General features: G+C 61.6%; 19 protein-coding genes and 1 tRNA gene. 8 read left to right on the top strand and 12 right to left on the bottom strand.

Going from position 1 to position 21,772, the window contains the following annotated elements:
• The first annotated feature begins 1 nt into the window (after position 1).
• Positions 2–427 carry a TadE family protein gene (locus BAUR9175_RS14860; protein ID WP_009883360.1) on the top strand — a complete coding sequence of 142 codons (426 nt, stop codon included), beginning with the start codon at positions 2–4 and terminating at the stop codon, positions 425–427.
• Positions 424–741 (top strand): Rv3654c family TadE-like protein, encoded by a 318-nt coding sequence (locus tag BAUR9175_RS14855; RefSeq protein WP_009883361.1) that lies wholly within the window; start codon positions 424–426, stop codon positions 739–741. Before BAUR9175_RS14860 ends, BAUR9175_RS14855 begins: the two co-directional genes overlap by 4 nt.
• A 28-nt stretch (positions 742–769) precedes the next feature.
• Here the strand turns inward: BAUR9175_RS14855 and sftH are convergent, their stop codons facing one another.
• The gene (gene sftH / locus BAUR9175_RS14850) at positions 770–3,046 is read right to left on the bottom strand and encodes a DEAD/DEAH box helicase (RefSeq protein WP_096160251.1); all 2,277 of its coding nucleotides are present in this window, start codon (positions 3,044–3,046) and stop codon (positions 770–772) included.
• A 55-nt stretch (positions 3,047–3,101) separates the two neighbouring features.
• Here sftH and BAUR9175_RS14845 point away from each other — a divergent pair, with 55 nt between their 5' ends.
• Entirely contained in the window at positions 3,102–4,805 is a 1,704-nt protein-coding gene (locus BAUR9175_RS14845; RefSeq protein WP_257944342.1) for a DUF7059 domain-containing protein, read from the top strand.
• 135 nt (positions 4,806–4,940) lie between these two features.
• Positions 4,941–7,778: a type I DNA topoisomerase gene (gene topA, locus BAUR9175_RS14840; RefSeq protein WP_101584233.1), complete on the top strand. Its 2,838-nt coding sequence runs from the start codon at positions 4,941–4,943 to the stop codon at positions 7,776–7,778.
• A 163-nt stretch (positions 7,779–7,941) separates the two neighbouring features.
• Here the strand turns inward: topA and BAUR9175_RS14835 are convergent, their stop codons facing one another.
• Both BAUR9175_RS14835 and BAUR9175_RS14830 read right to left on the bottom strand, forming a co-directional pair.
• On the bottom strand, positions 7,942–8,433 hold the full coding sequence (locus BAUR9175_RS14835) for a GNAT family N-acetyltransferase (protein WP_096162170.1): 492 nt from the start codon (positions 8,431–8,433) through the stop codon (positions 7,942–7,944).
• A gap of 75 nt (positions 8,434–8,508) precedes the next feature.
• Positions 8,509–9,243 carry a lipoate--protein ligase family protein gene (locus BAUR9175_RS14830; RefSeq protein ID WP_226823732.1) on the bottom strand — a complete coding sequence of 245 codons (735 nt, stop codon included), beginning with the start codon at positions 9,241–9,243 and terminating at the stop codon, positions 8,509–8,511.
• 115 nt (positions 9,244–9,358) lie between these two features.
• Here BAUR9175_RS14830 and tmk point away from each other — a divergent pair, with 115 nt between their 5' ends.
• Together tmk and BAUR9175_RS14820 are read left to right on the top strand one after the other, a co-directional pair.
• Positions 9,359–12,160 carry a dTMP kinase gene (gene tmk, locus BAUR9175_RS14825; RefSeq protein ID WP_240513762.1) on the top strand — a complete coding sequence of 934 codons (2,802 nt, stop codon included), beginning with the start codon at positions 9,359–9,361 and terminating at the stop codon, positions 12,158–12,160.
• Positions 12,161–13,318 (top strand): DNA polymerase III subunit delta', encoded by a 1,158-nt coding sequence (locus BAUR9175_RS14820; protein ID WP_009883369.1) that lies wholly within the window; start codon positions 12,161–12,163, stop codon positions 13,316–13,318. It abuts the gene before it with no gap.
• A gap of 26 nt (positions 13,319–13,344) precedes the next feature.
• Here the strand turns inward: BAUR9175_RS14820 and BAUR9175_RS14815 are convergent, their stop codons facing one another.
• Positions 13,345–14,436: a M20/M25/M40 family metallo-hydrolase gene (locus tag BAUR9175_RS14815; RefSeq protein ID WP_069601283.1), complete on the bottom strand. Its 1,092-nt coding sequence runs from the start codon at positions 14,434–14,436 to the stop codon at positions 13,345–13,347.
• A 111-nt stretch (positions 14,437–14,547) separates the two neighbouring features.
• Positions 14,548–15,438: a GNAT family N-acetyltransferase gene (locus BAUR9175_RS14810; protein ID WP_096146625.1), complete on the bottom strand. Its 891-nt coding sequence runs from the start codon at positions 15,436–15,438 to the stop codon at positions 14,548–14,550.
• Between the two features lie 126 nt (positions 15,439–15,564).
• On the opposite strand from BAUR9175_RS14810, the gene BAUR9175_RS14805 reads away from it, so the two are divergent.
• Positions 15,565–15,637 (top strand) — tRNA-Thr (locus BAUR9175_RS14805).
• Positions 15,638–15,654: 17 nt separating this feature from the next.
• Here BAUR9175_RS14805 and BAUR9175_RS19505 read toward each other — a convergent pair.
• From BAUR9175_RS19505 to BAUR9175_RS14770, 7 genes are all read right to left on the bottom strand, one after another.
• Complete coding sequence (locus tag BAUR9175_RS19505) at positions 15,655–16,278, bottom strand: tyrosine-type recombinase/integrase (protein ID WP_205677686.1); 624 nt, start codon at positions 16,276–16,278, stop codon at positions 15,655–15,657.
• Positions 16,279–16,757: 479 nt separating this feature from the next.
• The gene (locus tag BAUR9175_RS19950) at positions 16,758–16,934 is read right to left on the bottom strand and encodes a helix-turn-helix transcriptional regulator (protein ID WP_371860642.1); all 177 of its coding nucleotides are present in this window, start codon (positions 16,932–16,934) and stop codon (positions 16,758–16,760) included.
• Between the two features lie 271 nt (positions 16,935–17,205).
• Positions 17,206–18,696 (bottom strand): hypothetical protein, encoded by a 1,491-nt coding sequence (locus BAUR9175_RS19190; protein ID WP_127362808.1) that lies wholly within the window; start codon positions 18,694–18,696, stop codon positions 17,206–17,208.
• Positions 18,693–18,989 carry a hypothetical protein gene (locus tag BAUR9175_RS19185; RefSeq protein WP_127362809.1) on the bottom strand — a complete coding sequence of 99 codons (297 nt, stop codon included), beginning with the start codon at positions 18,987–18,989 and terminating at the stop codon, positions 18,693–18,695. The genes BAUR9175_RS19190 and BAUR9175_RS19185 overlap by 4 nt, the downstream gene beginning before the upstream one ends.
• Positions 18,990–18,991: 2 nt before the next feature.
• Positions 18,992–19,336, bottom strand: coding sequence for a hypothetical protein (locus BAUR9175_RS14780; protein WP_127362810.1), 345 nt, complete (start codon positions 19,334–19,336; stop codon positions 18,992–18,994).
• Between the two features lie 22 nt (positions 19,337–19,358).
• Entirely contained in the window at positions 19,359–19,658 is a 300-nt protein-coding gene (locus tag BAUR9175_RS14775; protein ID WP_096146631.1) for a hypothetical protein, read from the bottom strand.
• A complete protein-coding gene (locus BAUR9175_RS14770) occupies positions 19,651–20,016 on the bottom strand; it encodes a hypothetical protein (protein ID WP_096146632.1) in 366 nt (121 codons plus the stop codon). The genes BAUR9175_RS14775 and BAUR9175_RS14770 overlap by 8 nt, the downstream gene beginning before the upstream one ends.
• A gap of 467 nt (positions 20,017–20,483) precedes the next feature.
• On the opposite strand from BAUR9175_RS14770, the gene BAUR9175_RS14765 reads away from it, so the two are divergent.
• Positions 20,484–21,371, top strand: coding sequence for a DUF2971 domain-containing protein (locus BAUR9175_RS14765; protein WP_165770795.1), 888 nt, complete (start codon positions 20,484–20,486; stop codon positions 21,369–21,371).
• Positions 21,372–21,772: the final 401 nt, after the last annotated feature.

The raw sequence follows: 21,772 nt of genomic DNA, 5'->3' as shown, positions 1-21,772 counted from the left end.
CATGACGACCGGATGCTCCTGTGAACCGCGACGATCGAAGCGGCACCGGGACGCGGGAACGGCCACCGCAGAGTTCGCCGTTGTCATGCCCGCCATCGTGCTTCTCATCGTCGTGCTTGCAGGGGCAGCCGCCGTCGGCTTCTCACAGCTGAGAGCCTTCGACGCAGCCAGATCTGCGGCCAGGGAGATCGCCCGCGGGGAACCACAGGCAGCGGTCGTCACCGAAGCCAAGAAGCACGCCGGGCAAGCCTCCGAGGTGTTGGTGCGCTCCGAGGGCGGATACTCGACGGTGACCGTGACCATCGAACTTCCCGCAGCGATCATCTTCCTCAACGAGGTCGAGGCGGCTGCAACGGCGCGAACAGAGGGAGACCGCTCCTCCACCAGTGAGGCTCAGAGCCTGCCTGCAGCAGGAGCCCTGTCGTGACGAATATCGTTGTCGGCCTGTGTTCAATGATCCTGGTCCTCGTCACCGCCATCGGCGGGCTCAGCCAAGCTTTCGCCGCCCACAGCACCGCGCAGAGTGCGGCCGACCTTGCGGTGCTCGCGGCAGCCGACGCGGTTCGCGGACTTGCCACGGGCGAACCCTGCGACATCGCCAAGCAGGTCGCTCGGCGCAATGGTGCAGTCGTGAGCGACTGCCGAGCATCAATGTCAGAACAGAGCGCCTATGTTCAGGTCGAGGTTGAGATCCCAGGACCGCTGCCGAAAGTGAAGGAGAAGGCCGTGGCCGGGAAGTAGAACGGGCCGTCAGCTCCGAGGGAGAGCCTCAGCCCAGGACTGCTCTCAGCAGTCGCAGGGCCGCATCCTTCTCCAGGGGTTCATTGCCGTTGCCGCACTTCGGTGACTGCACGCACGAGGGACAGCCGTCGACACATTCGCATGCGGCGATCGCATCACGGGTCGCTGACAGCCACCCCTCGATGACCTCATATCCGCGCTCGGCGAATCCAGCCCCACCGGCCAGGCCGTCGTAGACGAAGACGGTGGCCATGCCGGTATCAGCGTGCAATGCGGTGGAGACTCCGCCGATGTCCCACCGGTCACAACCAGCGAACAGCGGCAGGAGACCGATCGAGGCATGCTCGGCCGCGTGAACGGCACCGGGCAGATCGGCGTGGATGATCTCAGCCTCGTCCAGCAGCGTCTGCGGAATCGTCCACCACACAGCCTTCGTCTGCAGGGTGCGTTCGGGCAGATCGAGTTCGTGCTCGGCGATGATCGCACCACCGCGCTTGGCTCGCATCCGGTAGGCGATGACATGGTCCTTGACGTCGACGGTTCCGCTGCACACAGTCACCCCAGAAGGCAGAGTCCGCTGCTGATCGGTGTCGACAATGTCGATCTCGGTCTGCGACCTGGCCTGCGTCGTGTAGTCGACGTCGGTCCGCTCGACGAGCGCAACATGATCCTCGAGATCAAGCTCAAGGACAGTGAAGTCCGCGCCCTGATGCGTATAGACCGCCCCAGGGTGAGCGCCGGTGAAGGCCCCGGACTCGTCAACGGTTCCCAGCAGCGCACCGGTGCTGGCCTCGACGAGACGGAACTGACCGCCCCCACTGCCACGGATATCGGACATGTCCGCCGCGGACGAGTCCTTCGCCCAGAACCACCCGGTGGGCCGGGCCCGCAGAAGCTTGCGTTCGACCAAGTCAGCGAGCACCTCGGCGGAGTTATCGGGGAAGTGGACAAGATCCGATTCCTGCAACGGAACTTCCGCGGCCGCGGCGCACAGGTGCCCGCCCAGCACGTGCGGATTGCCGGGATGGATGACTCCAGCATCGACGGGAGCATCGAAGATGACCTCGGGATGGTTGACGACATAGGTGTCCAACGGGTCGTCACGGGCGATGAATACCGCCATCCACCGCTGTCCCGCACGCCCGGCCCGACCAGCCTGCTGCCACAGCGATGCCAGGGTTCCTGGCCACCCGGAGATGATGACGAGGTCGAGGCCGGAGATGTCGATCCCGAGCTCCAGTGCATTCGTCGACGCCACCGCCAACAGTCGACCTGAGCGCAGTGCGGACTCGAGCAGCCTGCGCTCCTCGGCGAGGTAGCCCCCGCGATAGGCCGCAACCTTGTCCTTCAGTGAGTCATCGACCTGGCCCACCTGGTCTCGGACCGTTGATGCCAGAGCCTCGGTGCCCCGGCGGGAGGCGATGAATGCGATCGACCGGTACCCGGCGCACATAGCGTCGGTGAGGATGTCAGCGGCTTCGACCAAACCGCTGCGGCGCTCGCCTCCAGGGGAGACCGGAGGCTCCCACAGTGCGAAGCTGCCCGAAGCGCGAGGAGAGGAATCTTGGCTCACCGCGTGGACGTCTCTCCCCGTGAGTTTGGAGAACGCCTGATCGGGGTTCGCCATCGTCGCGGAGGCCCCGATGACCACGGGATGAGCCCCATAGTGGGCGGCGATGCGCAGCAGGCGGCGCAGGATCAGTGCGACGTGGGATCCGAAGACTCCGCGGTAGCGATGAGCTTCGTCGATGACGATGTAGCGCAGCGATTTGAAGAGCCGGGAGAAGCGTTCGTGCTGCGGCAGGATCCCGCGATGAAGCATGTCCGGATTGGTGAAGATGATGTTCGCATGCCGCCTGGCCCAGTCCTTCGACTCCTGCGAAGTATCCCCGTCATAGGTGGCCGGGCGCATGCCTTGGACGATGAGCTTCTCCAGATTCGCCAACTGGTCTGCCGCCAAAGCCTTGGTCGGCGCGATGTAGATCGCCGAGGAGGTGCGCAGCTTCGCTCGGGTGCTCTGAATGGATTCGAGGACCGGCAACCAGAATCCCAGGGACTTCCCCGAGGCGGTCGGAGTGGCGATGACGACGTCGGAGCCCTCGCGCGCGGCCTGTGCGGCTTCGAGCTGGTGATCCCACAGCTGATCCACGCCGATGGCGTGGCAGGCATGTTTGAGTTCCTCGTCGATCCAGTCCGGCCAGGCCGACTCATGTTCGAAGCGCTGTGGAATATCGCGCACGTGGACGATCCGTTCATCCCTGGCACCGAATCCGGTGACGATGTCGAGAAGAGCAGAAGAGGCCATGGCCTCAATTATGGCGCAGTCGGGGTCATCGGGGTGCAGTCGTTAGGATTTGGGTGTGAGTGAACTAGACATGACCCTCGTGGCAGACCGTCTCTATCGGGCCGGATACACCGTGCCCCGACTGCGCCAATTGTGGGGTGAACCCATCGCCTCGGCAGTGGTGCGCAACAATGCGGCACCGGCGATCCACTGCTGCGAGAAGATTCTCAACTCTGCGCAGGCGCAGGAGCCATTCGACCAGAATCTGGCGGCCCTGGCCCTGCTCTTCCACTTCCATCGTGACGTCAGCAACGAAACCGCCCGTGCCGCTCTCGGCGACGATGCGTTCGACGTCGCCGTCGACCGGGGACTGCTCGTGGCCGGCACGCATGACGCCACCGACAAATATGAGGTCGCCGAGGTGGGGGATGCAGGATCCGTGTCCGCGCCGTTTGCGATCACTCCCTATGATCTGCCGGTCGGAGTTCCGCGCGGCTTTCGGCCCGGTGACGAGAATCTCTATCTGGTCAGCGACCACGGGACACTCATCAATCCCGATGTCCTCGACGGCGACTTCGTACTCGGACTCGGTGGGGCAGGACGCACCCTCGTATCACTGACACCTCGCGACCAGGTCAGTGTCTCCGCCGACATCGGCACCGGGTGCGGGATCCAGGCCCTGCTTCTGGCCCGCCACAGCGACCGCGTCATCGCCACCGACATCTCGGAACGGGCCCTGCACCTGACGGGGCTCAGCGCAGAACTCAACGGGGTGGGCAATATCGAACTCCGGGCGGGATCCATGCTCGAACCACTGCACGAACAGGTGGATCTGCTCGTATCCAACCCGCCCTTCGTCATCACCCCTCGTACGAACGTCACCACCTTCGAATACAGAGACGCAGGGATGACCGGCGACCGGCTCGTTCGGTCTCTATTCACTGCGATTCCCGACTCTCTCAAACCGGGCGGACGCTCAGTATGCCTCGGGAACTGGGAGACCACCTCGGCGAGGGAAGCAGGGCCAGAATCCTGGGTCACGGACCCGGACACCTCGGTGCTCGTCATCGAACGGGAGGGACTTGACCCCATCGCCTACGCGGAGACATGGATCCGCGATGGGGGCATCCCACGTGCCAGCGAGGAATGGAACGCTGCGACCGCAGCATGGATGGACGACTTCGCATCCCGAGATGTGAGCGAGGTCGTCTTCGGCTATGTCATCATGCACAAGCAGTCGGCCTCGGCTGAGGACGATCACGGCGACGAAGCTGCGCAGGCGACAGGTAACGATGTCCCAACGATTGCCGACCACGCGGGTGCCGGTGACTCTTCACCGTCGTCCTCAACGTTCAAGACCACGGTCAGGACCACCTCGGCGATTGCGAACAACCCGCACGGGCTCGGACAGTTCGTCGCCACCACGTTCGCGCTGAGGTCATGGCTGGCAACCGCCGGGGCCGAGGAGATCGCAAACACCGTATTCACCCGTTCCCCGGACCTCGTCGAGCACCGCCACCATGTGCCCGGAGAATCGGATCCGAGCTCGATCACCTTGGAGCAGGGGATCGGATTCGGGCAGGTCTTCGACCTCGACACCGCCCTGGCAGGATTCGTCTCCGTCGCCGACGGCAGCCTGAGCCTGAGGCAGACCGCGGTGGCTCTGGCCCAGCTGCTCGACGTCAATCCGACCGCGCTCGAAGACCAGCTCATCGCCCAGGTGAGGCAGCTTGTCGCCGCCGGTGCGCTGCTGCCCGTGAACGGTGGAAACCTGGAATAACGGTAGTATCGAAAACCGTTGCCGTTGAGGTTCACTGCATCAACCCGATGCAGGTAGAGCACGAACATCAGTGTTACATTGGGCCGGATCGTCCGTTTATTCGATCAACCGGCGCCGTGAGAGGAATGTGAAAGCGTGACCACAACCGAGAAGCAGCCCCGCCGTCTCGTCATCGTCGAATCTCCGACGAAGGCGCGAACGATCGTTGGGTACCTCGGAGAGGGTTACGACGTTGAGGCGTCGGTCGGCCACATCCGCGACCTTCCCACCCCGTCCGAGCTCCCGGCAGACATGAAGAAGGGACCGTACGGCAAATTCGCCGTCGACGTCGACAACGACTTCGATCCCTACTACCGGGTCGACCCTGGCAAGAAGAAGGTCACCGAACTCAAGCGCCTCCTCAAGGACGCCGACGAACTCTATCTCGCAACAGATGAGGACCGCGAAGGTGAGGCCATCGCCTGGCACCTTCTCGAGGTTCTCAAGCCGAAGATCCCCGTCAAGCGCATGGTCTTCCACGAGATCACTCCCGAGGCCATCGAACGGGCTCTGGAGAACACTCGTGAGATCGACACCGCTCTCGTCGACGCACAGGAGACCCGCCGCATCCTCGACCGCCTCTACGGCTACGAGATCTCGCCCGTCCTGTGGCGCAAGATCCGCGCCGGCCTCTCCGCCGGACGTGTCCAGTCTGTGGCAACCCGCCTCGTCGTCGAACGCGAACGCGAACGCATGGCCTTCGTCTCCGCCGACTACTGGGACCTCGATGTCGACCTGGGGCTGCCCGACGGCACCAGCCCGTTCGCAGCGAACCTTGCGACCCTTGACGGTGCTCGCGTGGCCTCCGGCCGTGACTTCAACGACAAGGGTGAGCTGAAGAACTCATCGGCCACCGTCGTCGACCAGGCCAGGGCTGAAGCATTGGCCACAGAGCTCAACGGCACCGCGAAGGACGCGCTGACGGTCACTGCCGTCGAGTCGAAGCCCTATTCGCGCAAGCCTGCGGCACCGTTCACTACCTCGACCCTGCAGCAGGAAGCCGGCCGTAAGCTGCGCATGAGTGCGCGTCAGGCCATGCGCACTGCCCAGTCGCTGTACGAACACGGTTACATCACCTATATGCGTACCGACTCCTCGGCGCTGTCGGGCCAGGCGATCTCCGCGGCACGGAAGCAGGTGACCGAACTCTACGGTCCCGAATTCGTTCCGCAGTCGCCTCGCACCTACTCGGGCAAGCAGAAGTCGGCGCAGGAGGCCCACGAGGCGATCCGTCCCTCCGGTGACTCCTTCCGCACCCCGGCCCAGGTCTCGAAGTCACTCAGCGGCGACGAGTTCCGTCTCTATGACCTGATCTGGAAGCGCACAGTCGCCAGCCAGATGGCCGACGCCAAGGGCAAGACCGCAACCATCAAGGTCCGTGCCGACCTCGCCGACGGCCACGAAGCCGGCTTCAGCGCCAGCGGCACCGTCATCACCTTCCGCGGATTCCTCGCCGCCTACGAAGAGGGCACCGACGCCGGACGCTACGACACGAAGTCCGGCGAATCACGCCTGCCGCAGGTCGACGAAGGACAGTCGCTGTCGGTGGTCAAGGCCGAAGCCGACGGTCACACGACAGCCCCACCACCGCGCTTCACGGAAGCCAGCCTGGTCAAGCAGCTCGAAGAGCTCGGCATCGGCCGTCCTTCGACCTACGCTGCCACGATCTCCGTCATCCAGGACCGCGGCTACGTCACCTCCCGCGGCAACGCCCTGGTGCCCAGCTGGTTGGCGTTCTCCGTCGTGCGACTCCTCGAGGAGCACTTCACCGGTCTCGTCGACTACGCCTTCACCGCCGATCTGGAATCCGAACTTGACCGGATCGCCATGGGCGAAGAAGATCGCAAGGCCTGGCTGGCCCGCTTCTACTTCGGCGACAAGTCTCAAGATCGCGATGGGCTCAAGGAAGTCGTCGATGACCTCGGCGACATCGATGCCCGCGAGGTCAACACCGTTCGCATCAGTGAAGGCGTGAACCTGCGCGTCGGCCGCTACGGTCCATACCTCGAAGTCCCGGCCTCCGAAGAGGGTGCAGACCCGAAGCGCGTATCTGTGCCTGAGGACTTGGCCCCGGACGAGTTGACTGCGGCCAAGGCCGCTGAACTCATCGAATCCCAGGGCGACGGTGACCGTGAACTGGGAGTCGATCCTGAGAGCGGACACACGATTGTGGCGAAGAACGGGCGTTTCGGCCCGTACGTCTCCGAGGTTCTGCCTGAGCCTGAAGAGAAGCCCAAGCGTGGGGCCAAGAAGCCGAAGCCACGCACCGGCTCCCTGTTCAAGTCCATGGACCTGAACTCGATCGACCTCGAGACTGCGCTGACTCTGCTCAGCCTGCCTCGCGTCGTCGGCCAGGACGAAGAGGGCACCGACATCACCGCTCAGAACGGCCGCTATGGTCCGTATCTGAAGAAGGGCACCGACTCACGGTCGCTGACCGAGGAAGATCAGATCTTCAACATCACCCTCGACGAGGCGCTGAAGATCTACGCCCAGCCGAAGCAGCGTGGTGGGCGTCAGGCAACGGCACCGCTGAAGGAACTGGGCGAGGACCCCATTTCGAAGAAGCCGGTCGTGGTCAAGGACGGTCGCTTCGGCCCCTACGTCACCGATGGCGAGTTCAACGCAACCCTGCGCAAGGACGATTCGGTCGAGTCGATGGACATCAGCCGTGCCGCCGAGCTCCTCGCGGAGAAGCGTGCAAAGGGACCGGCAAAGAAGAAGGCGCCGGCTAAGAAGACTGCGGCTAAGAAGGCTCCTGCGAAGAAGTCGACCGCAGCCAAGACAAGCACAGCGAAGAAGACCACGGCGAAGGCTCCGGCTAAGACCGCTGCCAAGTCGACTGCTGCGAAGTCGACGACGGCGAAGAAGACGACTGCTAAGTCGACAACCGCGGCCAAGAAGTCCACGACTGCGAAGCCGAAGACTCCCTGAGTCCGGTGTCCCAGCTCTGAATCGAGGAACTTCTGGTTCGATTTCTCTACGGTGAATCGTTCCAAAAGTTCCTCGATCTTCGTTTTCCGCCGGGAACACCTGGCTTCAACGCCTGTCAGAGGCAAACAGCTTGAGAAATTGACAGCTTGTGGAATTGAGCGAGCTACGCGCCCGCCGACTCTGCTGCGAACGAGCGCAGCGCCTCACCATCGAGACGGAAGGTCTCCCATTCGTCCTGAGCCTTTGCACCCAGCGAACGGTAGAAGCCGATTGAGGGCTCGTTCCATTTGAGAACGCACCACTCGAGTCGAGTCAGACCCCGTTCCTGGCAGATCTGGGCCAAGTGACCCAGCAGCGCCTTGCCCGCCCCATTTCCGCGGTGATCGGGATCGACGAATAAGTCTTCGAGCCAGATCCCATTCTTCCCAGTCCAGGTGGAGAACGAGTGGAACCAGATCGCGATGCCGATGATCTGTCCGTCCACCTCGGCGACGAGGCCATAGGTGCTCGGATGCCCATCGGCGGGAAACATCACCGCAGCGAAATCGTCTTCGGTGGCCTCGACCGCATCGGGCTCCTTCTCATACACGGCCAGGGCTTGGACCAGCCGGAGGATGTCGGGCAGATCGTCCTTCGTCGCCTCGCGCACATTCATCGGGTCATCGTCTCCAATTGCTTCGGTGTCGCAGTACAGGGTCGCAGTGCAGGGGTCGTCATGGAGTAGGTGCCGTCACAGCACGTGGGTGCCGATCTTGTCGGGCAGCGCTGCGAGTTCGGCGGCTGTGGGCTCACCGGGCGTGTGCGGATCGGCGTGGGCATAGTAGGAGGCGAACGCCTCGGCGACGGTGTCGATCGTGACCTCGGGGTGGACTTCTCTGATCGACCCACCAGTGGCCGGATCCCACTCGATGCCCAGGGCCGCCTCGACGTCGGTGAGGACGGAACGGATGGGATCGGGATCCTCGACGATCACGGATGAGGAGAACAGCCACGCGCCCGAGACCACTCGCTGTGCGGTTCCGATCGCCTTGATCCGACCGGCCACATTCACGCTGTGCTCACCGGGGCAGTACTCCCCAGGAATCTCGCCGAGGCGGGCGTCGACTCCGATGCCACGCAGAACCTCGACGTAGTCCTGCCCAAAGGCGGAGAACCTCGCCGTGGTGTCTTTGATGAACGCATCACTGGGTTCGATGTGATCGATGACCAGCGATCCCCGATGATAGGCGGCAGCTCGCCCGCCGAGGCTGCGCAGAGCTGGCGTGAAACCGTGATCCTTCGCCGCTTCGATTGCTGCGGGGAACCCGGGAAGGAACCGATCTCTGGCCCCGAAGGCCAACGTCGGTGCTGGCCTGTACATCCGCAGCGTTGCTCCTCGGGTGCCGTGCTTGACCGAGTCGAGGAGGACCCTGGCAAAGGCAAGTTCCTCGATCGGACCCAAGCCGGTCGTTGCTACTGCTGACATCGATGTTCGCGTTATGTGCACGCAATCAAGAGTAGAGGATCAGACATCGGTGAGAAGAGATCCGGTCTGTTCCAAGAGATATGTCAGTCGCGGCAGATATTGTAGGTCTGTGAGTATGTTGACGACTACAGGACATCGACTTCCCGGAGCCCCTGGCCGGTTGGTTGCCGAGACCGCAGCCTGGGGCGCATTGATCGTACTCGTGGCGATCAGCTATGTCGTGGCGGGCACCAGCGGTTTCTTCGCCACGATCGGCGGGCGAGCCTTCACCGCGATGGCCGACAGCCTGGCTGCGGGAGGCTTCGACAACCAGCTGGGAAGCCTGTCTCTTCTCATCGTCTTCGTCCTCGCCGGAGCCGGACTCTTCATCCCGCAGAAGATCTTGGCGAGCAAAGGGCCAGCCGTCCGCAAACTCGCCCTCAGCATCGCCGCTGTCGTTGAGGCCGGACTGCTCATCGTCCTCAGCCTTGCCCCGAGCGCCTGGCTGACCTGGGTTACCGCTCTGTTCCTGGGTGCCGTCGTCGGCCTGCTGATGAGCATCAACCCCTTCACCAACGAGAAGCCATGGCGTCGGGTCGGCATTCCCGCGGCACTCCTCGTCTTCGTCTCCTTCTCTTTCCAGATCATCGGCGGCTCTGCCGCAGGCACACAAGCGCTGGGCTGGACGAGCCTCCTGGTGGGCATCGCCATGGCTGTCGGTGCCGTCATCATCTTCCTCACCCCCGAGCGAGCCCTCCACGCGGAATCGGCGACGACGGGCGCATTCCCTTCGATCAAGGCCCGCGTGGCCAGACCGGCCGCGAATATCGCGACGCCGTGGGTGTGCATCGCCCTCTTCGCGGTGCTGGGAACCACATTCATCCTGGCGCAGCCCACCGCCGTCGAGCACAGCTTCGGTCAAGCCGGATTCGCCTTCATGCTTGCGTCATGCCTGGTCGGGTGGGCCATCGGTTTCGAAATGGGCCCCACCTTCGCACCGGGTATGTCGAGGCCGCGCGTGTCTGCGTTCGCACTGACCGTATCGGGCATCCTGCTGATCGCCACGGGCGCGATCAATGAGCTCTCAGGCAAGGTCGTCCTGGCGGCTGTCATCGCCTTCCTCGTCGGAATCGGTGTGCGCTCACAGCCCTACAACTTCTCTCGTCGCATCGGCGCCGTCGGCGGTGCCGTGGTCGCCCTCATCCTCAACGCCCTCGACTTCGGCATCATCATCCCTGTCGGCTCCGCAATGGATTGGGCGCTGGCCCCCAGCGACGTTGCATTCGCAATCATGGGACTGGCCGCACTTGTCGCTGGAGTCATCGGACTCTTCATCTTCGACCCGCATGGTCTGCAGGGACTGTCCGTGGACATCGTGCACGGATTCCGTCCGCCCAGCGCCGCCGAGAACGGTGCGAACGACGGCATCGGAAACTCCGCGGAACGCCTCGGCGCCGGATTCTTCATCGCCATCGAAGGCGGCGACGGCTCGGGCAAGAGCACACAGATCAAACGGGTCTCACAGATCCTCGCCGACGAAGGTTACAGCGTTGAGGCGACCCGTGAACCGGGTGGAACCGAGCTCGGACGACAGATCCGTTCGGTGCTCTTCGATTCCGAGCCACCCAGCCCCCGGACCGAAGCACTGCTCTTCGCCGCAGACCGCGCCCACCACGTGGCCTCCTTGGTGGACCCGAGCCTCGACAGCGGCAACATCGTCATCACAGACCGGTACATCGATTCGACCATCGCCTACCAGGCCGCGGGCCGCAACTTCGACCCGAAGACCATTCTGGCGTTGAGCAAATGGGCGACTCAGGGGCTCGTTCCGCACCTGACCATCGTCCTCGACATCGATCCAGAGGTCTCGGCGACGCGGATGGGTAAGCGCGGCGAGAACAACTACCTCGATGAGGAGAACCAGCAATTCCACCAGCGGGTCCGCCAGACCTACCTGACTCGTGCCCACAAAGAGCCCGACCGCTACATCGTCCTCGATGCCTCGGTGTCCGAGGAAGACCTGACCGCTGAGATCCTCACCGCCATCCGCACCCGGCTGCCACGGCAGATGGGCGGCGCGTCTGCCGCTCCAGCAGGCACCGCCACCGCAGGTGCCGTCACCGGTGCCACCGGTGCTTCGACGGATACCACCGAAACTTCGCCCGACGCCGAGGTGGTCGAGAGTCATCCGTCCGAGGAAGCCGATGGTGCGGTGTCCGAGAAAGCCCGCGAAGCACAGTCATCAGACTCGGCTGCGAGCTCTGCACCTGCCGACGATGAGGACATCACCCCGGAGCCCGGGGTCCGATTCGTGCCGCTCACAGGCGAACGATTCATCCCGGAATCGGCCGGCCGTCGGGAATCCGAGGACCGCAATGACGGAGTGGAGACGGAACGAGTCGATCTCGGTGCCGATCTGCGAGAGTCCGACGAGGCAGACCCGACATCAGCCCAGCGATCACCCCACAGCTCTACTCAGCGTCCACACCAGCCGTCGGTCCGGGCCTCGGAAGACGCCCAGGCTGCCAGCGCCGAGCCCGAGGCAGAGACCGGGGTCGAGCACGAGACCGACGAGGAAGCCGCAACCACGGTTCTGCCGGCGCGTGGTTTCACCCCGAGCGCTGCTGCGGCACAGGCCCATGACAGCGGCGATTCGGACGACGGTGACGATGACAGTGATCCGACGGACGTGATCGAGACTCCGTCTTCCGAAGAAGCCCAGACTCGTGTCGTCAAGCAGGTCGAGACTCCCAACCAGGACGATTCCCGCCGGGACGACGAGGATGCCAAGACGACGGTCCTGCCCGTGCGCAATGCCCGGCAGATGAGTCGAGAGCGACTGCAGGCTCAGGCTGAAATCGAGCGTCAGGCACGGGAGCGGCTGCGCAAACAGCGAGAACGCAACCACCAGCGCTTCAACAACCCGGAAGGTCACTGAGTGAGCGTCTTCAACGAGCTCGTCGGGCAGGACGATGTCATCACCCAGCTCAAGCACGCCCTGTACTCACCGGGAGCGATGACCCACGCTTGGCTCTTCACCGGACCTCCCGGATCCGGGAGGTCAAACGCAGCTCGCGCCTTCGCCGCGGCTCTGATCTCCGGCGGCGAAGAACAGGGTGACGTCACGGCGCGTGTCCTCAAAGGCCACCACGAATCACTGACGATCATGTCGACTCAGAAGTCGGTCATCGCCATCGACGAGGTGCGGGAACTGGTGACGAGAGCACAGTCAGCCCCGGTCAACTCCCCATGGCGAGTCGTCATCATCGAAGACGCGGACCGGATGAGCGAACGCACGGCCAACGTCCTGCTCAAGGCGATCGAAGAGCCACCTCCGGCCACAGTGTGGCTGCTGTGCGCGCCGAGCCCCATCGACGTGCTCACCACGATCCGTTCCCGGTGCCGCCCCGTGCGTCTGCGTATCCCCTCCCGGGACGCGGTGGCGCAGCTCCTCATCGAACGCGACCATGTCGATCCTGACAGAGCGAAGTGGGCGGCGGCCGTAGCGCAGAACCACATCGGCCGGGCCAAATACATGGCCCTCAACGAGTCCGCCGATGAGGAACGCAGACAGATCCTCGCAATCCCGGGCAAACTGACCTCGGTCGGCGCGACGATCCGCCTGGCGGGCCGCATCGTCGACGAAGCAGCGGAGACCGCGAAGTCTCGGGTCGAGGAACGCAATGCCTCGGAGCGCAGCGATCTCATGGCGACCTTGGGCATCGAATCGGAGAAGTCCATTCCGCCCTCGGCGAGGTCTCAGATCAGAAAGCTCGAAGAGGAGCAGAAGCGCCGGTCAGTCCGGGCCCGCAACGACGAGCTCGACCGGATCTTCCTCGAGCTGATGAGCCTCTATCGCGATATCCTCATGTACCAGTTGGGCATCCGTGAGGGGTGGATCAACGCCGGCGAAGTCGACCTCATCTCCGAGCAGGCCAACAGGGACGGACCCGATACGACTCTGCTGCGGATCGACGCCATCACCGAGGCGAGACGACGACTGCAGACGAATATGTCTCCCGTGCTCATCGTCGAATCGGCGTTCGTGCTGCTGTCGAACCCCTGGCTGCTCGACGACCGTACCGGCGCGCTCTGAAGTTCAGTCCTCGGTCAGGCTGAGGTTCAGTCTTCGGCCAGGAGCTCGCCGACCAGAGCGGTGGTGAGCTCAACGCGGCGTGGGATCCACACCTGCAGGGCATGTTCGGTCCTGGCATGCGAACCGCCGCCGACCGTGCCCAGACCGTCAATGGTCGGTGTTCCGACTCCTGCGGTGAAGTTGCCGTCCGATCCGCCGCCGACAGCCACGGACCGCAGCGGCGGGTGCCCGAGGTGAGCGCTGAGTCGTTGAGCTCTGGCGTAGAGTCCCATCGCCATCTTCTCTTCCAGAGGGGCACGGTTAATCCCGCCTCTGACGTCGACCTTTGCTCCGGCCACGGTGGGGGAGAGGTCGCTGAGGATTGCGTCGATGCGTTCCTGCTCGGCCACCGAGGCAGCCCGGGAGTCGACGCCGACGACGGCCTTGGCCGGCACGGTGTTCGTCGTCGAACCACTGTGCATGACGGTCGGCACGACCGAGGTCCCCACCGACGGGTCATGCAGCGCAGCGATCTTCACGACCTGGTTGGCCACCTCGATCGTGGCGTTGATGCCCTTCTCCGGCTCCACCCCGGCATGGGCGGCCAAACCGGTGACTTCGAGGGAGTAGATGGCGACACCTTTGCGAGCGATCTTCACAGCTCCGTCAGGCGCACCGCTTTCGAAGACCAGCGCCGCCTTGGCACCGCGGGCCTCATCCTCGATGATCTGACGAGATCCGGGCGAGCCGAGCTCTTCGTCCCCGGTCATGAGGATACTGACACCATCGAGGTCCCCGCGCTGTTCGCGCAGCCGCGCCATCGCATAGAGTGCGATGAGCAGACCGCCCTTCATATCGTCGGCTCCGGGACCGCGCACGACACCATCGGCGACTGAATAGGGAAACTCACTCAAGGTGCCCGTCGGCCACACGGTGTCATGATGACCGATGAGCACGACCTTGCGGGGCCCGGTCCCGAATCGCCACAGCACATGGGGATGCGAATCGGTTTCGATGATGTGCGGAGCCGCACCCAGCAGCCCGGTGCCGATCCGAGAGACCAGCTGAGCGCTGCGGGCCAGTGATTCGGGATCCTGGGAGAACGACTCACATTCGATGAGCGCCTTGAAATCGCTCATGAAATCCTTCGAGTCGAACTCGACCATGTGCGTCACCCTCTACTCTGTTGAAATGTCTGTTGTCACCAGGTTAACGGTTGAGCTGGGTCGAAACCGTCAGCGCACGGATCTTCACCCGTCTCGCCGAAGATCCCTCACCTCGGCGCCGGGAACATATCCAGCGGATGTGTAGGCGGCGACAGCAGCCGTATTCGCGCTGGGCGTCGCGACTGCCGCCGACGAGGATCCCAGCCGCTGCAAGCTTCGCGCCGCTGCGAACGCTATCGCCTTTCCATAGCCGTGGCCCTGCTGGTCACGGTCGACGGCCAGCGGTTCGATCAGCCCAGGTCGGTCCGGTCCTGCGGACCACACTGTGGTCGCTGCGACCGGCAGCCCGGAATCGTCATAGCCCAGCAGGCTCTGCGCCTGTGAGTAGAACGGGCCAGACATCATCTCGTTCCACCGCTCGACGAACCGCTGTCTGTCGTCTGCGGTGTAGGGCACACCACGGAACGCCGACCAGTGAATGGCGGTCCAGACCTCCGCATCGTCGGACTCGGCGATCTCCACTCGGATGCCGGGGTCCTCCACCGGCAGACTCAGATCTCGGCTCATCGTGGTCCAGGGCTCGTCCGCATCCCACCCGCGAGCCTGCAGACGATCACAGAGTCGGATTGCACCCCGAGCCTCGAGTACTGCCGCTCCCGGACCGAAGACTGCAGTGCTTGCCGCAATGACGTCGGATTCGATCTGTTGTGCCAAAGTGTCGTCATCGCTGAGGTCCGGGTCGATGGACAGGCGCAGAAGATCCTCACCATCAAGCAGGCCGATGGCGGCGATGTGCTCGCCGAATCGCCAGACTCGCAGGGCCTGCGCCGTTGGCTGCGCACCTCGGAGCGAATACCAGCCCAGGTCTCCTGTGTGGAGGTGGAGAGGGCCGGAATCGGACTGCCACGAATCGAGTACGGCACCGATCTCGGGAAGTTCTGCGGCCTGCGGGACGGACAGCGAAACGGTAGTCATGTGTCTCCTGAGCTGCGGAGGGAACGCACTGAGAAGTCCAGCATATGTGAGCTGCATAACGGAGTCTGGTTTCGACCGTGCTCCTTTTGACCAGGAGTCCAGGTTTTGGCTAGAGTTAGCTCGGTTGCCGCCTTAGCTCAGTCGGTAGAGCGATTCACTCGTAATGAATAGGTCGCGAGTTCGATTCTCGCAGGCGGCTCGGTAGCTCACCCCAGGTCAACGGCCTGGGGTGTTCTCGTTGGTAGCACCGTCCTCCTCTCCATGTGTGCCCCCGGTGTGCCCCGGAGTGTTCAAACGGTTCAATCCAGCCCGGTCGGCGACCGTTCCAAGATGCTGTACATACAAGTTCGTCGTGCTAATCGACGCGTGTCCGGCCCATGCCTGTACCGTCGCCGCATCCACTCCACGAGCCAGCCACAGACAAATCGCTGTGTGGCGCAGATCGTGGATACGACGGGCCTTCCCCGTCTGGGACCAGCGTGCCGACTTCTTGAAGCCTGAGGCATGAAGACGTGCCCCTGTGCTCGACGTGAACAGCGGATCTTCTCCGGCCTTGCCGTCAGCACACGCCTCGACCAGACGCAACACTCGGTCTGCGACCGGAACGGTGCGGGCACGACGCCCCTTCGTTGTCTTCACAGCGACGCCCTCCGGCGCAGCCCTCCGTACAACCAACACGGGTACAGGAACCCGCGAGAAGTCGCCCACGGTCACTGCACGCAGCTCCGACCACCGCAGGCCTGTCCACGAGGCGATCAGTACTAAGTCCGCAGCGCGGCCCTCGAACTCACGGATCGCCTCAGCAACTTCTTCCAGTTCGGTCTCTGTTAGCGGCTTCATGCGGCCAGGTTCGGCATCCTTACGCGGCACTTGACTCCCACTCACTGGATTCGAGACGACGCACCGCTCCAAGACGCACCACCCGAAGAAGGTGGCTAGGCTTGCCCGGAATCTGCGGACACTGGCTTCTGCATACTTACCGGACCAGCTGTTGAGTACCCGCTGCACGTCTCGATCAGTGACTGAACCGACCGCGCGAGCCGTAAACGCTCCAGGTAGCCGTTGAATCATCGCGGCATCTGTATGCGCCGTTGTGGTCGCCACGGTCTTCTTACGTTCCTCGATCCACGTCAGGAGCAGTGAACGAATCGGTTGTTTACGAGCAGCTAGATCCACCCCGCCAGCCAGCGCTGCCTTTTGACGCTGCTCCCACGCCTTAGCCTCTCGCTGAGTGTCAAACGTGGCCCCATCGACGTATCTGCGTCCTTGCTTCACTACTGCACGCCACCGGCCAGATGCTTCTTTACGAACGGCCATACTTAGCAGCTCGCCTGCTCGTCGATCCACGATTCAATGTCCTCGCGCCGGTAGCGAGGACTAGCATCACCCAATGCGACCCAGCGCGGCCCCTTGCCTGACTGCCGCCACCTGCACAGCGTTGCCGGACTCGTCGCCAACCATTCGGCCACATCACGAGCCGTCAACAACCGATCCACCACTTGCGACTCCACAACAAAACTCCTTTAAATGTTCAGACCGGATGCGCCTACCCGGCGAGGGTCACCCTCGAAACTCGTACCTCGCTCCGAGGCTCTGGGAGAAGGGCGCGACACCAAAACTATGTCTAAGGACGATTCGCAGTTTCGCAGTAGCTTCTCGACGCGCTCCCGGTCCTCGACCTCCACCACACATTCGACCCATTCACGGAGTGCAGCAACCATGTCCCCGGCCTCCAGATGCGTAATAGGTTTGCACTCGAAAATGCTTTCATACATGTTCAGCAACACTTTCCTTCACTCTCCTCAGGTAGGTGTCGTAACTCGTGAAATCGGCACGGTAACGGCGCTGACCCAAACCGGGACGCTCGATGAGTCCTTGGCCAGGTTCGAAAACCGCGACAATCGGTGCCCACTCCGAAGCGTGATCGTGGAGCATCCCTACGGCATCAGCGTTATCGACCCGCAGAGTATGCCGAACCCCGAAATTGCTTCGACTATCCGTGTCCAGTGATTTTGCTGAAAGTCGCTGCCCGAGTAGCAGCACACGAATGCCACTCTTAGCTCCCTCCGCAAGAAGACGAGCAACACCGGCCTCGATCTTCGGACCAACACGCTCCGCAGGCTTGCGCTCCTTTGTCACATCCTCCGCAGCCGCCGCCCGAATAATTCCCGGCCATTCCTCCAGCACCACCACCAAGCACGGCAAGTCTGCCGAGAAGTCACCAGACCCCAGCTTGTCCTTACCGTCGGCAGCAAGCTGCATTGTCCGTCGATCCATCTCTGAAACGATGGAATAGAGGACATCGAGAAAGTGAGCAAACATTGGACTCTCACCCGCTGTCGCAGGTACAGCAGCCCGACCACCAGTGGCCACGAAAGGCCCTAGAAGCACTCCGGTTGGGTCTAAGCCGCACACCTCAACAGCGGTTCGCCCAGCCAGACCAGACAGCCGCGTATACTCCTGAACCGATTTCCCGCTGCGAGTCATGCCTTGAACGGCTGTGTGCGTAGCCTCAAATGGATCCCACCAGACATCGGAACCAAACTCATCGACACCAATCCGGACCGGCGATTGATCACCGGAGGGCTCAAATGAAGGCCGTGACCCTTGCAGCGGATCCGACCAGAGCACACGGAGCACCGTATGGGGACCTTCCACCTCGGACCTCAGCAACAGCGACCATGCGCCGGTGACTTCTCTCAACGTCTGCGCAAACCGCTGAACAGATTCAACCGATCCCACGTCCTCTGCCGTGGTTCCAGACTTGGCACGACGCACCCGCAGCGTCATACCCGCAGCCGTTGCCGACGCCGAGACGAGGCGAGGAACATCGAAGAATCTTTCCGTGCGGCGTCGTGGCAACAGGCCAACTACATACAGACCCCACCGAGCAAGGTCACTCCACGAATGATCGTCTTCCTCGGTGAGGTTCGGGTTTCTTTCGAGTCGCGCCTTTCGAACCTCGTCCTCTGACTGTCCATGACCTGACCGCCATGAGATGTACGGCCACAACGTCGTGACCTGAACCGCAGCCCGAGCCACTCCGAACGAGACACCTGACCGCCGACAGATGAAAAGAACACGCAGCAGTTGCCGCATCGGCAAGGCGACAGCACCCCCAATGAGCCAGCCGACCCAGAGAACGCCGTGCAACAGCGTCGAGTCGGTCAGTCCGACGATGATGCCAACGAGGACACCGGCGGCCAGGCCACGAGCCGCCCAGGCTCCCCAACTAGCAACACCACGTAGAATCGTCACGGCACATCACCTCGTGCATCTTGAAGTTGCTCGGCGTGATGGACCACCGGCGAGGGGCAGGCGTGCTTACCAGGCTGATGACCTGCCTCTCGCTCCTGAACTTCTTGCATGACACGGCGTTCGAACGTTTGACCACGATCACGGCCAAGAACGAACAGGCCATATATCACCAGGATCATTAACACAGCGGCAAAAGCGCCCAGGCCGACGAGTTGCCATGCCCACCACGAGTTGAATAACGACCCGAGCAAGTCGAAGCCAGGCGACGAGGTTCCTGGATCAAAGACCCACATGCTCAATCACCCCGTCCCTTCGCCTCGGTGTGTGGCTGACTGCCCCCGGCAACAGGCACAGCCTGTATAGCCGATAAACTCACGCCTGCCCGGTCGCCCATCTGCCAGAAGAAGGCCTCAAATTCCTTGAACTGGACCTCAGCCATCGGTCGGATCGACGGCTCACTTGCACTCGCGACCCGAACCTTAATCACCTGCGCGGACCCACCGTCAGCAGGCCGGTGTAGAGTCTCCAGTTCCCACTGGTTGACGTTCTCGCGGTCAGTGCGCTGAACCCCGTCACGATCTACACGAGGAGTCACACTGATGACCTGGAACGAACCGTTGTTGCTTTCATCGAGTCTCATGCGTTGCATTGTCCATCACCTTTCACAGTTCAATTTCGTCTAAGTTAGTAAGCTCTCTCGAAGCATTGAGAGTTCTGTAAGAATTGTTGTGAGCGCTCAAATCGGTAGCTGGCTGCCGTTCCAGATTCCCATTTTCGATGAGTCGGATTATCGCAGTCTTAGCGTTAACGCCGGTCTCACGCGACACTCCTAGCACATTCACTGGCGCAAACGTCTTACAATTCACACCTCTTTCCAATAGGGCGTTTAACACCACTTTCTGCTGCTCGTCCCCGCGAATAAGTGTGTCGAGAACGACCTCAAAATCCTCAGCGTCACTCATTGTTTTTCTCCTGCTCAATCACTTCTCGAACTCGATCGATCATCCACTGGGATGCCTTGGCTAAATTGACGCGCCTTCCGCGGCCTGATTCGCTGCCGCGAACGTCGAAGTCAAGCAAATCTCCAGATACAGCGTCGATTGCGTTGCGAACTGTTTGCCGGCTCGTCCGCAGCTCGTCCGCAAGATGACTCACGACAATCGGCTCCCAGGTTCCAGACAATCCAATTCGCGCAACTATTCGCAGCACCAGCATCTTTTCAAAGGGGCCGATTTCAGAGTTCCCCTCGTAGTCACTCAGCAATGTGTCGACCGCGCCGCGCTCTACAAGGGTCGCCGCGCGTGCTCGCTTCCCGCTCATGTTGCTCCCTTCTTACGTCACCAGGGACCTCCTCCGTGGCACGTTAATGGTAAGCAGCATGCCATTAATGTGTCAATGGTCGACGTCGAGGATTGATCATTCTGTACCGGAAACTGACCCGCAAGCAAGGGGTCTTAGGGTGTGTTCATTAGCTGGTCTGGTGGAGTTCTGAGGGTCCGGAGGGGTATCTCGATGCCAAATGATCGCTGGTGACCAATGAGTTCTCAGCGTTGGGTGCCTCCCGCACTGACTGAACGGCAGGGTTGCTCCTACTCCTACTCCGACTCTCGGCAGGTTGCAGGGCTAGTACCTGCCGGTACTGCACAGCATCGCCTAGTGACAATTTTTATCAAAAGCGTCACCTATTCAACTTTGGTGAGACTCAGAATGTCGGGTAAATTGCGGTTATGGATCCGTATCTCAAATCAAGTGAACAGCGGTCGAAGGCGAGCAGCGAGAGTGAAGAGATGGCAACTGAAGTCGTTGATCCGCCTAAGATTCTATGGCACTACACGACGGCGTCTGGACTGCTAGGAATACTTCGGGAAGGGGCTATCCGTGCGACGGGCCTATCGTATTTGAACGATATTACTGAGGGAAAGTATTTACGTGGATTAATGCGAGAACCGATTGAACATCTGACGTCTAAAGACGATCTGCCCGGAATCGAGAAGTTATTTGAGAGTGCATATCGAAGATTTGGAGCCGCGTGTTTTTGCCCGGATGGCGATTTATTAAGTCAATGGCGTGGCTATAGTGGTGGTGGGGGCTTTGCGATTGGGTTCAAGTCGCAACTGTTGCGCCAGTTTTGGGAGGGAGAGTCATGGCAAGGATTTCTGCGGCCGGTTGAATATTCTTCTTCCACTTCCTTCCTGAGGGCAGTCGTTGATGCGCGAGAAGTGACAGAGGAGTATCATCGGGTGTTTCCTGGTGGGATCAACTCGCTTCGAAAAGACAAAGAAGGCAAGAGGGTGATCTATGAATCCGAGTTTGAGGACATGAAAGGCGACATAGCGAAACTCTTCCAGAAAATTGAATATCTTGCCTTCAATGGGGCTTTGCACAAAGATGAACATTTTTCAGAAGAGCGTGAATGGCGCTTGCTAACATTCATAGATTCAAAAACGCAAGACGACGAGTTCGCGCCAGACGTAGGTGTAGGCCGCCAAGGACTGACCATTTACCGGCGGATAGCATTTCAATCTTCATTCGAAAGCAGCCCTATTTGTGAAATTCGAACAGGTCCGGGGTTGGATGACGAGTCGCAAGTTCGCGCTATGGAAGTCTTGTTAGACAATCTTGGATATGAAGGAGTTAGGATCAGCGCCTCGCGAGTGCCTTTACGGATAGGTTAGCACCATGCCGAATTAGGCTAGATGTTTCAATCGATCCTCTCTTTTGGCCTAGGTTTTCTGTTGTTCGAGTGGCGAATGTTCTTGCATCCGCAGGATGAAAAAGGGTCAAATGATGATTTGGACACAGAAGTCGCTGACTCTGGCGTCCAGTGCGTTATGCGAATTGATTGTGACTATATACCGTCGAGAGCTAGTCGTAGCTGGAGATACAGCTGTTTAGATGCAGGCTTTAACACTTGGTGCCCCGCCGAACTATCTTTTGGACGCACCATAGGGGCTCTTCGCAAACGAGAGTGTATACCGATGAATTTCAAACAGAGCGAGTCGCTACCCGGATAGACGTCGAGGTCTTCCGATGATGGAAGTTCTCACACTGCCCATCCGAAAGACCTCGACGTGGA

The sequence above is a fragment of the Brevibacterium aurantiacum genome, assembly GCF_900169065.1.
GTDB lineage: Bacteria > Actinomycetota > Actinomycetes > Actinomycetales > Brevibacteriaceae > Brevibacterium > Brevibacterium aurantiacum.
This window is presented reverse-complemented; position numbering and strand designations above follow the sequence as displayed.